We start from the raw sequence: 13,032 nt of genomic DNA on the forward strand, positions 1-13,032 counted from the left end.
CAGCTGATGTTCGACATCAACGACTTCGACGAGACGCTGCCGGGCCCCTGGGAGTGGGACGTCAAGCGGCTGGCCGCCAGCCTCGTCATCGCGGGTGAACCGACCGAGGTCGGTTCAGCCGGCGTCGGCCACGGACGTGCGGCCCGCCGCCCCCGGCGTCGCTTCCGGTTCCGGCGCGGCAGGAAGCAGGGTGGCTGCCCCGGCCCGCAGAAAGGCCATGGCCGCGTCGATGTCGGCGTTCTCGGGGTCGTGACACAGCTCGGCGATGATCGCCGCCGCCGTGGTGGCCACCATGCGTGGCCCGAAGGCGTCCGGTGCGCTGCCGCTCTCTTCGGCGAACAGCCGGGCGCCTTCCTGCACGACCTCCGCGAGACGCCCGTTGCTGACGGCCCTGATCTGCGGATTCAGCTCAAACATGCGCTCGGACAGGTCGTCGAGGTCGCTCCGGTGGGCGATCTCCTCGCGCAGCCAGTGCTCCAGCGCGTCCAGTGTCAGCCAGCCCTCGCGGCGCTCGCGCAAGGCGGTCCCGAGGCGTTCCGCGAGCGCGTCGGAACGGGCCAGCGCCAGTTCCAGCTTGGACGGGAAGTACAGCGTGACCGTACGCGGCGAGACCTCCGCCGCCTCGGCGATGTCGGCGATCGTCGTCGCCTCGAACCCGCGCTCGGCGAAGAGCCGGTAGGCGGACCGGAGGATCGCTTCCCGTCGCCGCGCCTTGCTTCGCTCCCGAAGGCCGTCCCGTGGCCCGTCAGTCACCATACCCAAACATTACCATGCAGAGCTAATTTACAGTGGAGTGTAATTATGCCTTAGGGTGCAGCCATCTGGCATCGGAAGACGAAGGGAAGGCGGACATGGCGTCTCGCCTCTACGTATGGGCGCGGTTGGCGGTGGCCCGTCGCGGTCGGGTCATCAGCGTCTGGTTGCTGCTGCTCGTCGCGATCGGCGGCCTCGGCACCACCGTCCACGGCAAGGTGGCCTCGGACTTCACCGTCCCGGGAATCGAGTCCCAGAAGGCCCAGGACCTGCTGGAGGAGAAGTTCCCGGATGCCGCGGGAGGTGTGATCCGCGTGGTGTACGCCGCGCCGAAGGGCAGCGCCCTGACCGAGGCGAAGACCCAGGCGGCCATCGAGACCGGGCTGGGGAAGGCCGCCCGGATCTCCGGGGTCGTACAGGTCACCGATCCCTTCAAGAGCGGGACCCTGTCCGCCGATCAACGGATCGGCTATGCCGACGTCCGCTTCCGGCAGGCCGCCGCCGACGTCACCCAGCAGGCCAAGGACGCCCTGAGCGACGCCATGGCCCAGGTGCGGGACGCGGGGGCGGAGGTCGAGTACGGCGGAACGGCGATGAAGGCCCAGACGAAGGTCGGCGGGCCTGCCGAACTCGTCGGCGTCGTGATCGCCCTCGTCATCCTGGCCCTCACCCTCGGCTCGCTGGTGGCGGCCGGACTGCCGCTGCTGACCGCCGTGGTGGGTGTGGCCATCGGTGTCCTGGGCGTGAAGTTCGTCTCGACGTGGGTGGAGATCACCGGCACGTCCACCGTGCTCGCCCTCATGATCGGCCTCGCGGTGGGCATCGACTATGCCCTGTTCATCATCTCCCGCCACCGTGAACAGCTCGCCGACGACCCCGACATGGACGCCGAGGAGTCGATCGCGCGGGCCGTGGCGACCGCGGGCAGTGCGGTGGTCTTCGCCGGCGCGACCGTCATCATCGCCCTGGCGGCCCTGTCCGCCACCGGCATTCCCTTCCTGGCCGTGATGGGTCTGTCCGCCGCGGCCACGGTGCTGATCGCGGTCCTCATCGCCATCAGCCTCGTCCCGGCCGTACTCGGCCTGTTCGGCGAGCGGCTGCGGCCCCGGGCGCGGTCGCGGAAGAACCCCGGCCGCGAGCGCGTCCCCGGTTCCTGGGGCCTGGCCTGGGCCCGCGCGGTCACCCGTAAGCCCCTGATCGTCCTGCTGGTGGGTGTGATCGCGCTGCTCGCACTGGCCCTGCCCGCGCGCAACCTGCGCCTGGGACTGCCCAGTTACGCCTCGGACCCGACGGCCGGCACCCAGCACAAGAGCTACGACCTGCTGACGACCGGATTCGGTCCGGGCTTCAACGCCACCCTCGTCGCCGTCGTCGAGACGAAGGACATACCCGCCGCGGACGTCACGGCCACGGTCACGGACCTGCGCGCCTCGCTGGCGAAGGACGCAGGCGTGGCGGCCGTCTCCCAGCCGGTGCCCAACGCCGACAAGAGCCTGGTCGTCATGGCCGTCGTACCGAAGACCGGACCCGACGACCAAGCCACCGCCGACACGGTCGGCCGGCTGCGTGACAACGCCCCGGCCATCGCGACGGCCGGCGGCACCCTCTACATCGCCGGCCAGACCGCGGCGGCCATCGACGTCGCCGACAAGCTCTCCGGCACCCTGCCCGGCTTCGTGGCGATCATCGTGATCCTGGCCCTGATCCTGCTCACCCTCGCGTTCCGCTCGCTGCTGGTCCCGCTCAAGGCGGCGCTCGGCTTCCTGCTCTCCGTCGCCGCGGCCCTGGGCACCACGGTCTGGGTGTTCCAGTACGGCCATCTCAACGGCCCGCTCGCCATCCCCTCAGCCGCTCCGGTCACCAGTTTCCTGCCCGTCCTGCTGATCGGCGTCCTGTTCGGACTCGCCATGGACTACGAGGTCTTCCTGGTCAGCAGGATGCGCGAACACCACGAGAACACGCTCGACCCCCAGCAGGCCGTCGTCCACGGCGTCGCCCGCAGCGGACGCGTCGTCAGCGCCGCCGCGCTCATCATGGCCGCGGTCTTCGCCGGGTTCATCTTCAACGAGGACCCCGTCATCAAGTCGATCGGCTTCGCGCTCGCCGTCGGCGTCCTCATCGACGCCTTCGTCGTCCGGATGACCCTGGTGCCCGCCGCCATGGCCCTGCTCGGCCGCCGCGCCTGGGCTCTGCCCCGCTGGCTCGACCGTGCCCTGCCCGACGTGGACATCGAGGGCGCCAACCTCCCCGACCGCACACAGCACAAGGACGCCGAACGGACCGAGGTGCCGGTGGGGTGACGCGTGTGCCCGAGCTGTCGGCGGCACGGCTCGCGACAACTCGGGCACACCGATGTCACGAGAGCGCAGCGGCCCGGCGCCGCACCGCGTCGAGAAGAAGCTCCAGGCCGAACTCCATCTCCGCCTCGTGGTCGATCACGGCCAGTTCGGCGGCCGCGGCGGCCACGGCGGGCAGCCCGCCGTCGACGAGTTCCTGCTCGCGCATGGCGGTCACCCCCGGGATGGCACCGGCGTACGTCGGCGCGAAGCCCACCTCACGCGAGAGCGTCCCGATCAGGAAGGCGATGAAGGCCCGCAGAATATGCACGGCGTCGGCGCCTTCCAGGCCGGCGCGGTTCAGGAAACGCAGCGCGGCCTCCACCACCGGCATGGCGGCGGGCGCGTTCAGTCGGCGGGTCAGCACCAGGGACGAGGAACGGGGATACTCCAGGGCGGCGGCACGGAAGGAGTGGGCGAGGGTTCGCAGTCCGTCCTCCCACGCCATCTCGTCGACCTCGGGAATCCGGATCCCGCGCAGGATCACGTCCGCCATGGCGTCGAGCACGTCGGCCTTGTCGTCGACGTGGTTGTACAGCGACATGGTCCGCACCCCGACCGCCGCCGCGATCTTGTGGAGCGACAGCTTCTCCATGCCCTCCGTCTCGGCCACCACCAAGGCCTGGCGCACGATCTCCTGCCTGGTCAGCGGCCCACGGCGGGTCATCCTCTGCGCCATCACCCATCCCCTTCGCTCAGCGGCGCACCCCTGCGCCACTTAACAACTTATCTCATAAGTTTCAAGCGCTACGAGGAATCACGGCAGGTCGAGGCCTGGCAGGCACCCAGAATCGCCGCCCGCGTCCGCGCGAGGACGACGGTCCGCGCATCGGGGTCGGCACATCGCAGAGCGACCGTGACGCCCTGGACGAGGAAGCGGGTGGCGAGCTCGGCGGCGGCACTCTCGTCCGGGACGAGGGTGAGGCGGGTCGCGAGGGACCGGAGGAGCGCGTTCGGCTCACCCACCGGTCCGGTGTCACACAGAAGCGGCAGTAGCGCCGGGCGGCTCTCCGCCAGGGTCAGCAGCGAGCGGAGCACTCCGTCCAGGGCGGACTCGGTCGCCTCGCCGCCCGTCCCTTCCAGGACTCGGGGCGCACCCGCCGTAGCGACGCGGAGGCCTTCCGCGAGCCGGTGCGACAGCCCGTCCACGAGGGCCTGCTTGTGCGGAAAGTACTGGTAGAGCGTGCCCGGTGACACGCCCGCATGCCGGGCGACGGCGTTCATGCCGACGGCTTCCACACCGGAGGCCCCGACGAGTTCCTCCGCCGCGTCGAGGATCTGCTCGGCACGGCGCAGGCCGCGCTGCTGCCGTCGCCCGCCCCCTGCGGGCGGGTTCACGAGTGCGTCCTTCCCGGCCCCCCGTCGTAGGGCACCCCCACCCGGACCGCCAGACCGGCGATCAGCAGTTCGATGCCGTGCTCGAACTCCGCCTGGTGGTCGCTCACCGCGAGATAGGGGGCGGCGGCGGACAGGAGCGGATCGCCCACGGAGGACATCTCGTCGACCCGCCGCTGGACCTGATCCGGTTCGACCGTGCCCACGGTGATGGCCGAGCCCAGTTCCCGCATGATCATGCCGACGATGAACCCGGCGAAACTCCGCACCACGTGCACGAGTTCCTGGGGCGGGAGTCCGAGTTCGGGAAAGCCGGCCAGGGCGCACCGGACGTTCGCCATGGCCGCCGGTGACTGCGTGGGCCGGGTGAGGACCAGCGTGAACGCCTTGGGATGCCGCAGGGCCGCGGCCCGGAAGGCGGCGGCATGCGCCCGCGCCCGCTCCTGCCAGGTCCCCGTGTCGGCCCCGGACAGGTCGACCCCGCCGAGCAGGACCTCCGCGACACCGTCCAGCAGGGCGTCCTTGTTCGGCACGTGGTTGTAGAGCGACATCACCTCGACGCCCAGCTCCCCCGCGAGCTTCCGCAGAGAGAAGGAGTCCGGGCCGTCCCGGTCGATCGCCGCGACCGCGGCGTCGATGACCTTGTCCCGCGACAGGCCGAGCCGCCTGCCCCGGCCGCTGCCTCGGACCTTCATCAGCCCTCCCCACTCTTGACATGACTTATTACGTAAGTCTAGCTTGAGGAAACGGCGTACATACACCGTAAGTTTTTCAGATTCCTTTCCACGTCGTAAACGTCGCAACGGAGAACCACTGATGACCAGCACCATGCGGGCGCTCATGGGAGGCGCCGGACCCGAATGGGACGTCCGGGACGTCGACATACCGACACCGGGGCCTGGACAGATCCGCGTCCGGGTGCGGGCCGCGGCCGTCAACCGGGCGGACCTGTACATGCTGCAGGGCACGTACAACCCGCGAGCGAAGACGAGCGACCTGTTCACCGCCGGTCTCGAATTCGCCGGCGAGGTCGACGCGATCGGCGCCGACGTACGGCACCGGTCCGTCGGCGACCGGGTCATGGGCGTCACCCTGGGCGCCTTCGCCCCCTACGCCCTGGTCGACCACCGGCATGTGATCACGGTGCCGGAATCCCTGTCGTGGACCGACGCCGCGGCCCTGCCCGTGGCACTGGCGACCGAGCACGACGCCCTCGCCCAAGGCGGCTTCGGTCTCAGGCAGAGCGTCCTCGTCGTCGGCGCCACCTCCTCGGTCGGCCTGATCGGCGTCCAGTTGGCGAAGGCGCTCGGCGCGGCCCAGGTCATCGCGACCACCACCTCCGGCAACAAGGCCGAGGCCCTGAAGTCCGTCGGCGCGGACGTCGTCGTCGACACATCGTCCGAGAACCTCGCCGAGGCCGTGGCCGGCGTCACCGGCGGCGCCGGGGCGGACCTCACCCTCGACCACGTGGGCGGGCAGCTCTTCGCCGACACCTTCCTGGCCACGCGCGTCGGCGGCACCGTCGTAAACGTCGGGCGGCTGGCCGGGGCCGAGTCCACCATCGACCTCAACCAGCTGTCGTTCCGCCGCCTCCGGGTTCTCGGCACGACCTTCAGCGTGCGCACTCCCGACGAACTCGCCGAAGCCTGCGCCGCGCTCGCCACCGATGTCGTACCCGCCGTGGAGGAAGGCCGGGTCCGAGCCGTCGTCGACCGTGTCTTCGCCTTCGACGACGCCAAGGCGGCGGCGGACCACATGCGTTCCGACACAGCCGTAGGAAAGATCGTTCTGGAGGTCACTTCATGAGCCGCGTCTTCGGACAGATCGCGCAGATCGGATACGTCGTCCGCGACCTGCACTCCGCGATGGAGTTCTGGGTCGCCCAGGGCGTCGGTCCCTGGTTCTACCAGGACCCGGTGCAGACGGACTGGTTCAAGTACCGGGGCGTCGAATCCGGCATGCGGATGGCCGCCGCGGTCGCCAACTCCGGTGACGTGCAGATCGAGTTGATCCAGCCGCTCAACGACGAGCCCTCCCTCTACAAGGACTTCCTGGACGCCGGCCACGAGGGCGCACAGCACGTCGCCTACTGGACGAAGGACTACCAGGAGCTCTACGACCGCGCCCTGTCCCTCGGCTACACCGTCGCCCAGGAGGGCGCGATCCAGGGCGGCCGCTTCGCCTACCTCGACACCGAGACGCACCCCGGCACGGTCATCGAGATCTCCGACATCGGCGGCGCCAAGGGCGAACTCTTCGCGGCACTGCGGGAGATGGCGGCCGTGTGGGACGGCACCAACCCCATCAACAAGGTCGGCTGACAGCACCGCACGAAAGAGAGAGTCGATGAGCATGGAATACCCCGACCTGACCGAACTCCCCGCCGACCTGCAGAAGATCGCCGCCGAGCGGTCCGCCGTGAACATCTACCGCATGGTGTTCCACTCCCCCGCCCTGGCACCCGCCTTCCTGCAGATGGCCGACGCGATCTTCCAGGGAGCCCTCCCGCACCCCTTGCGCGAACTCGCCATCCTCCGGGTCGGACACGCCTACCAGGCGCCGTACGAGATCCACCACCACGAGAACATCGGCCGGCTCCTCGGGCTCGACGAGGCCGGCATCGCCGCCGCCGGAAGTGGTTCGGCCGAGGGGCTGACCGCAGAGCAGACGGCGGTCCTCTCCCTGACCGACCGGCTGCTGGAGCAGCACACGCTCACCGAGGCCGACCGAGCCGAGGCGCTCTCGTTCCTCACCGCCGGGCAGCTCTCCGACCTGGTCCTGACGGTCGGCTTCTACCAGCTGGTCTGCAACTTCCTCAACACCTTCGAAGTGACGACCCAGGACGAGAAGGCCCCCTACTAGACCCTCCTCAACCCTCCTCAACCCGCAAAGCACTTGCTCGCATCGTCCAGGAGGATCGATGAAGCTCGCCTGGCAGGACTCCGACGTCCTCGACATGCCCACCCTGGGCACCCGCGTCACCGCCTTCGACGGCCTGACCGAGGTGCCCGGCGGCTACGGCGCCAAACTCGCCTGGGCCCGCGATCAGGCCAAGGTCTTCCGCACCGAGTTCGCCGCGACCGGCACCCCGGACAGCGTCACGACCTGCGACCTGATCACACTGCCGTACCCGACCAAGTTCGGCCTGTTCCGGGCCAGTCGGGCGATCGCCCCGTTCCTGTCCATCACCAACCGCATGCTGGTGGTGCGGTGGACGGAGAGCGACGGACGCAAACGCGTGCTGCTGTTCGAGCCCAGCGACCACGAACTGGGCCAGAACACGCCGTACTTCGCCGCGTTGATCCGCCGCACGCCTGGTCCGCTGCAGTCGCTGCTCACCACCGAACACGGCACGGTCCTCGGCCACTTGGCCCGCCTCGGCATCAAGCCGGAGGAGGTCGACTACCTCCTCTTCGACCATCTGCACACCCAGGACCTGCGCCGCTGGGTCGGCACGACCGGCCCCCAGGCCGACCTCGGCGGCGCGGTCGTCCAGCCCGCCTTCCCCAACGCCAAGGTCATCGTGCAGCGCCACGAGTTGCTGGCCATGTCCCAGCTGCACCCACTCCAGCAGCCCTGGTACCAGCCGGAGACCTACCGGGACGTACGGCCGGACGCGTTCCTCCCCGTGGACGGTTCGCTGATCCTCGGTCCGGGCGTCGCCGTGGTCGAGACTCCGGGGCATGTGCTCGGCAACCAGACCATCGTCCTCAACACCTCCACCGGCATCTGGGCGAGCAGCGAGAACGTCATCGCCGCCGAGTGCCTGACCCCCGAGCACTCCCGGATGCCGGGCATCGCCCGCTGGGCCCGCACCTGGGGCCAGGAGGTCGTCCTCAACGCCAACACCATCGAGACGACCGCCGACCAGTACAACTCGCTGATCGTCGAGAAGACCCTGGTCGACCGCTCCCAGGCCGACCCTCGCTTCCTCCAGTTCTTCCCCTCCAGCGAACTGACCGCATCGTGGGCCAACCCGGGAACATCGCCCACCTTCACCCACAAGGCGATCGCACACTCGTGAGGGGGGTGCCTGGTACCCCCTGGGAGTGCATCGGGTCGAGCATGCGCGATCATGGCCGGATGGACGCTCGTTTCCTCGGCATCGCCGAGCTGGTCGAAGCCCCGGCCGTGGCCGTCGTAGTCGACGTCATGCGCGCTTTCACGGTCGCCGCCTGGGCGTTCGGCCAGGGGGCGGAAAAGATCGTTCTTGCCGAGTCGCTGGACGAAGCCCTGGCACTCAAGGCTCGTCACCCGGAGTGGGTGGCGCTCAAGGACGGTCCGCCCGCCCCCGGGTTCGACACCGTCAACTCGCCGGGGATGCTGCGGTCCATGGCCCTTGGCGGACGGACCGTTGTGCAGAAGACCACGGCAGGGACGGTCGGCGCCCTTGCGGTCAAGGAAGCGTCACTGGTGCTGTGCGCGAGCTTCGTGGTGGCGGAGGCAACCGCTCGCCTCTTGCGGACACGCGGGTGTGACAGCGTCACGTTCGTGGTCACCGGCGAAGACGGGCACGCCGACGAGGATCTGGCCTGCGCTCAGTACATCGCTCGGCGGGCCACCGAGGCCGAGACGGATGCGGCCGACTTCCTCCGCCGCGCCGGCGAGTCGCGCGCCGCGTCCGAGCTGGCGGAGGGCGTGCGTCAAGGAGTCCATCCCGATGACGTCGCACTCTGCCTCGAGCTGGACCGGTTCCCCTTCGCGATGGCGGCGACCTTGGAAGGCGCACTGATGGTGCTCCGTCCGATCGGGCGTGCAGCGTAAGCTCCCCCGCTACGGACCGAACGCCTCGATACCGCTGACAGAGATCGCTGGATAAAGCCGACCGGAAAGCTGGCAAAGGCCGACCACGAGCATCTCTTAAAGCGCTTTAAGCACTCGTACTATCAGCGCTCCCGCAGCCGCATGTCAAGGGCCCTGCCGCAAGTCGACCAGAGACGGCGCGGACGAGGTCGCCCGCTCAGCGCCCCGAGGCGCACCCCGAGACGCTCCGGGGCAGCCTCGGGGCTGCGGCATGGTTTCGATTGAGCACAAGTGAGTACAAGCCCTTGACACCCTCTCGAAACAGAAGGATGCTCTGCGCACCGCTTAAAGCGCTTTAAAAAGGCGCGCATATTACTGAGAAGTTTCCCCGGAGCAATTGCTCAGAATTGCGTTGACGCGACCGGTGCCGCGATACCCGTGCGGCAAGCCCCCGTCGCCGAGACCCCTCTCACCTGGCCGTCCCGCCTGCCGCTCACCCGCGAACTCGCGGGCCCTCGGCTCATACGGGACCCACCTCGCTCGACCCTCCGAGGCACTCCTGGTCCGCCCAGGCATCCGCCCGGATTCACTTGAAGGAGCACCCAGCACATGGAACGCATACAGACCCGTCGACCGCTGGTCGGCCGTCGCCTCTCGCGCAGAGTCCTGACGGCGGTCAGCGTGCTCACCGTGGCGGCGACCGCACTGACCGGGTGCAGCAGCGGCAAGGCCACGGGCGACACGGCACAGGCGACGGCGAGCACCGACGGGTCTGGCACCACCCCGGCGAAGAGCAACGGCAAGCTCTCGATCTACGTCATCGGCGGCAAGGCCGACGACCCGTTCTGGTCCGCGATCAAGCGCGGTGGCGAGGACGCGGCGAAGCTGGTCAGCGCCGACGGCGGCAAGGTGACCTTCCTGGGCCCGCAGAACTACGACAACCTCGGCCCGGACGCCGCCAAGTTGACGCTCACCGCACTGTCGCAGAACCCGTCGGCCATCCTCGTGCCGGACTGGGTTCCCGACAACCAGGACGCGGCCATCAAGCAGGCCGTGGCCAAGGGCGTCCCGGTGTTCATCTACAACTCGGGCGGCGCGGACGCGGCCGAGCGCGTGGGCGGTGTCAAGTACATCGGGTCGGACGACTACGAGGCCGGCAAGGCCGGCGGCGCCAAGTTCGCCGAGTCGGGTGCCAAGAACATCCTGTGCGTCAACACCGTGCCCGGTTCGGCCAATCAGGAGGCACGCTGCAAGGGCATCGCCGACGGTGCCAAGAGCAAGGGCTCGACGTCCAGGCAACTGCCCCTGGCGTCCTCCAACTTCGGCAACCCGTCCGCGGTCACCCAGGCGATCAAGGGTGCCCTGCTGAAGGACGACAGCATCGACGCCCTGGTGACGATCGGCGTGCAGGACGCGGACAGCGCCGCCGCCGCGATCGAGCAGGCCAAGGCCGGTGACAAGGTCGAGCTGGGCACCTTCGACCTCTCGCAGAGCCAGCTCGACCGGATCAAGGCCGGCAAGCAGCTCTTCGCGATCGACCAGCAGCCGTACCTCCAGGGCTTCTACGCCGTGTCCATCGCCAACCAGTACCTGTCCTACGGCGTGCTCCCGCCGCAGAACCCCCTCCTGACCGGCCCGCTTCTGGTCACGGCCGAGAACGTCGCCGCCGCGATCGCCGGCACCAAGGCCGGCGTCCGCTGATCCATCAGAGGCGCCGGGCCCGGACCGGATCCGACGGAACCCGATCCGACGGGACCCCGTCCGACGGGACCGGGCCGGGCCGGCGCCTCTGACCGGCGCACCGCTTCTTGCAGCACTCCAAGATCCACAAAGGTGGTACCAGACCCGATGACAACCTCACTCCCCCAGTCGACGGCCGAGCCCGAGACCGCCGTCACCCCAGCGAAGGAGTCCGAAAGCCGACTGGGCCGACTGTGGCATCGGCCCGAGGCCGGCGCGCTCATCGGAACGATCAGCGTCTTCGTCTTCTTCGCGATCTTCGGCGGAGAGAAGTTCCTGGCCCCCGCGGGCGCGGCGAGCTGGCTGAACATCGCCGCCGAGCTCGGCATCATCGCCATCCCCGTCGGACTGCTGATGATCGCCGGCGAACTCGACGTCTCCGTGGGCTCGGTGCTCGCGGGCAGTTCGATGACGCTGGCCATCGTCTCCGGGCACTGGGGCGCCCCGATGATCGTCGGCATCGTCCTCGCCCTCGGTCTCGGCCTGTTGACCGGGCTGCTCAACGGGATCATCGTCACGCGGACCAACGTCCCGTCCCTGGTCGTCACTCTTGCCACGATGGCCGGCATGGCCGGTCTCACCCTGGGCCTGTCCCGCGCCACGACCGGCACCACCAGCGTGGCCATCGCCCCCGACCCGCTCTCGAAGTCGCTCTTCGGGCAGCTGATCGACGGTCAGTTCGAGGTGGCGATCTTCTGGTGGCTCGCGGCGGCGGCCGTCGTCGCGGTGCTGCTGCAGATGACGAAGTACGGCAACTGGATCTTCGCCATCGGCGGTGACAAGGAGAGCGCCCGCGCCACCGGCATCCCGGTCTCCAAGGTGAAGATCGCCCTGTACATGGCGAGCGGGTTCGGGGCGGCGCTGGTCGGTGTGATCCAGACGATCCTCTACAACGGCGCGCAGGTCGCCAACGGCCAGTCCTTCGTCTTCAACTCCATCATCGCCGTGGTCGTGGGCGGCGTCCTGCTCACCGGCGGCTACGGCTCCGTCTTCGGCGTGGCGCTGGGGACGCTGACCTTCGCCATCGTCAACCAGGGCATCTACTACACCGGTTGGAACTCCGACTGGGCCAGCCTGATCCTCGGCATCCTCATCCTCACCGCCGTGTTGATGAACAACACCTTCCGCCGGCTCGCCCTGTCCTACACCCCTCGCAACGCTAAGAAGGCCTGACCATGACCGCGCCCCTTCTGCGCCTGACCGACGTCGGCAAGTCGTTCGTCGGCACCAACGCCCTGCAGGACATCTCCCTCGAGGTGGATCCCGGTAAGGTGCTGTGTCTGCTCGGCGACAACGGCGCCGGCAAGTCGACCCTCATCAAGATCCTCTCCGGGTTCCACAAGCCCACCACCGGCACGATCGAGGTCAACGGCGAGCCGGTCGTCTTCGACAGCCCCCGGGACGCCAGCTCTCGGGGCATCGCCACCGTCCATCAGTTCGGCGGGACGTTCCCGTTGATGGGCGTCGGCCGCTGCTTCTTCGTCGGGGCCGAACCCACCAAGGGATGGGGCCCGTTCAAGCTGTTCGACAAGAAGACGGCCGGTGAGATCGCCGTCCGCGAGATGCAGTCCCTGGGCATCACCCGGGTCACCGACGGCGCCCGTCTCGTGGGCAGCCTGTCCGGGGGTGAGCGCCAGGCCCTCGCGATCGCCCGCGCCGTGTACTTCGGGGCCAACGTCCTCATCCTCGACGAGCCCACCGCCGCGCTCGGCGTCAAGGAGGCCGCACACGTCCTGCGGATCATCATGCAGGCCCGGGCCAAGGGCGTCGCGGTCATCCTCGTCACCCACAACGTCCGCCACGCCATGATGGTCGGCGACCACTTCGCCGTCCTGATCCGCGGTCAGAAGGCGGACGACTTCCGCAAGGGCGAACGCACCCGCGAAGAGATCACCGACCTCATGGCCGGCGGCGAAGCCATGGCTCACCTCGAGGCCGAGCTCGCGCAGCTCCAGGCCGAGGCCTGAGGCCCGTCGCAAGCCGGAGGCCCCGAGCAGCAGCGCGCGCGGTGGACGGCTCGCGCTGCCCTCCGCCCGTACCGAGCGGAGCTCACTCTCCGCTCGGGCGTCCCGTCCTTGAGGACCGCGATGTCGCCGGTGATACGGGTGCTCACCACGGTGTCCGC

13 protein-coding genes and 1 pseudogene are annotated in these 13,032 nt (G+C 69.2%); 10 read left to right on the forward strand and 4 right to left on the reverse strand.

Annotated features, from left to right (window positions below; genetic code table 11):
• Nucleotides 1–96 (forward strand): annotated as a pseudogene (locus ACWD4O_RS48190) (DUF2252 family protein); the annotation flags it as partial.
• An 18-nt stretch (nucleotides 97–114) separates the two neighbouring features.
• Here the strand turns inward: ACWD4O_RS48190 and ACWD4O_RS48195 are convergent.
• Nucleotides 115–756: a TetR/AcrR family transcriptional regulator gene (locus ACWD4O_RS48195; RefSeq protein ID WP_451289488.1), complete on the reverse strand. Its 642-nt coding sequence runs from the start codon at nucleotides 754–756 to the stop codon at nucleotides 115–117.
• Nucleotides 757–851: 95 nt separating this feature from the next.
• On the opposite strand from ACWD4O_RS48195, the gene ACWD4O_RS48200 reads away from it, so the two are divergent.
• Entirely contained in the window at nucleotides 852–3,053 is a 2,202-nt protein-coding gene (locus tag ACWD4O_RS48200; RefSeq protein ID WP_451289490.1) for an MMPL family transporter, read from the forward strand.
• Nucleotides 3,054–3,108: 55 nt separating this feature from the next.
• Here ACWD4O_RS48200 and ACWD4O_RS48205 read toward each other — a convergent pair whose 3' ends face one another.
• The 3 genes from ACWD4O_RS48205 to ACWD4O_RS48215 all read right to left on the reverse strand — a co-directional run bounded on the left by ACWD4O_RS48205 (nucleotide 3,109) and on the right by ACWD4O_RS48215 (nucleotide 5,119).
• On the reverse strand, nucleotides 3,109–3,768 hold the full coding sequence (locus ACWD4O_RS48205) for a TetR/AcrR family transcriptional regulator C-terminal domain-containing protein (protein ID WP_451289492.1): 660 nt from the start codon (nucleotides 3,766–3,768) through the stop codon (nucleotides 3,109–3,111).
• Between the two features lie 68 nt (nucleotides 3,769–3,836).
• Entirely contained in the window at nucleotides 3,837–4,427 is a 591-nt protein-coding gene (locus ACWD4O_RS48210; protein WP_451289493.1) for a TetR/AcrR family transcriptional regulator, read from the reverse strand.
• A complete protein-coding gene (locus tag ACWD4O_RS48215) occupies nucleotides 4,424–5,119 on the reverse strand; it encodes a TetR/AcrR family transcriptional regulator C-terminal domain-containing protein (protein ID WP_451289494.1) in 696 nt (231 codons plus the stop codon). The genes ACWD4O_RS48210 and ACWD4O_RS48215 overlap by 4 nt, the downstream gene beginning before the upstream one ends.
• A gap of 121 nt (nucleotides 5,120–5,240) precedes the next feature.
• On the opposite strand from ACWD4O_RS48215, the gene ACWD4O_RS48220 reads away from it, so the two are divergent.
• The 8 genes from ACWD4O_RS48220 to ACWD4O_RS48255 all read left to right on the forward strand — a co-directional run bounded on the left by ACWD4O_RS48220 (nucleotide 5,241) and on the right by ACWD4O_RS48255 (nucleotide 12,874).
• Entirely contained in the window at nucleotides 5,241–6,230 is a 990-nt protein-coding gene (locus ACWD4O_RS48220; protein WP_451289496.1) for a quinone oxidoreductase family protein, read from the forward strand.
• The gene (locus ACWD4O_RS48225) at nucleotides 6,227–6,745 is read left to right on the forward strand and encodes a VOC family protein (RefSeq protein ID WP_451289497.1); all 519 of its coding nucleotides are present in this window, start codon (nucleotides 6,227–6,229) and stop codon (nucleotides 6,743–6,745) included. The genes ACWD4O_RS48220 and ACWD4O_RS48225 overlap by 4 nt, the downstream gene beginning before the upstream one ends.
• Nucleotides 6,746–6,770: 25 nt before the next feature.
• On the forward strand, nucleotides 6,771–7,286 hold the full coding sequence (locus ACWD4O_RS48230) for a carboxymuconolactone decarboxylase family protein (protein ID WP_451289498.1): 516 nt from the start codon (nucleotides 6,771–6,773) through the stop codon (nucleotides 7,284–7,286).
• Between the two features lie 58 nt (nucleotides 7,287–7,344).
• Entirely contained in the window at nucleotides 7,345–8,448 is a 1,104-nt protein-coding gene (locus tag ACWD4O_RS48235; protein ID WP_451289499.1) for a hypothetical protein, read from the forward strand.
• 59 nt (nucleotides 8,449–8,507) lie between these two features.
• Nucleotides 8,508–9,188, forward strand: a complete 681-nt coding sequence (locus ACWD4O_RS48240; RefSeq protein WP_451289500.1) for a 2-phosphosulfolactate phosphatase — start codon at nucleotides 8,508–8,510, stop codon at nucleotides 9,186–9,188.
• A 588-nt stretch (nucleotides 9,189–9,776) separates the two neighbouring features.
• On the forward strand, nucleotides 9,777–10,868 hold the full coding sequence (locus ACWD4O_RS48245) for a sugar ABC transporter substrate-binding protein (protein ID WP_451289501.1): 1,092 nt from the start codon (nucleotides 9,777–9,779) through the stop codon (nucleotides 10,866–10,868).
• Nucleotides 10,869–11,015: 147 nt separating this feature from the next.
• A complete protein-coding gene (locus ACWD4O_RS48250) occupies nucleotides 11,016–12,080 on the forward strand; it encodes an ABC transporter permease (protein ID WP_451289502.1) in 1,065 nt (354 codons plus the stop codon).
• Between the two features lie 2 nt (nucleotides 12,081–12,082).
• Nucleotides 12,083–12,874: an ATP-binding cassette domain-containing protein gene (locus ACWD4O_RS48255; RefSeq protein ID WP_451289503.1), complete on the forward strand. Its 792-nt coding sequence runs from the start codon at nucleotides 12,083–12,085 to the stop codon at nucleotides 12,872–12,874.
• The last annotated feature ends 158 nt before the right edge of the window (nucleotides 12,875–13,032 follow it).

This window comes from Streptomyces sp. NPDC002623 (assembly GCF_053592635.1).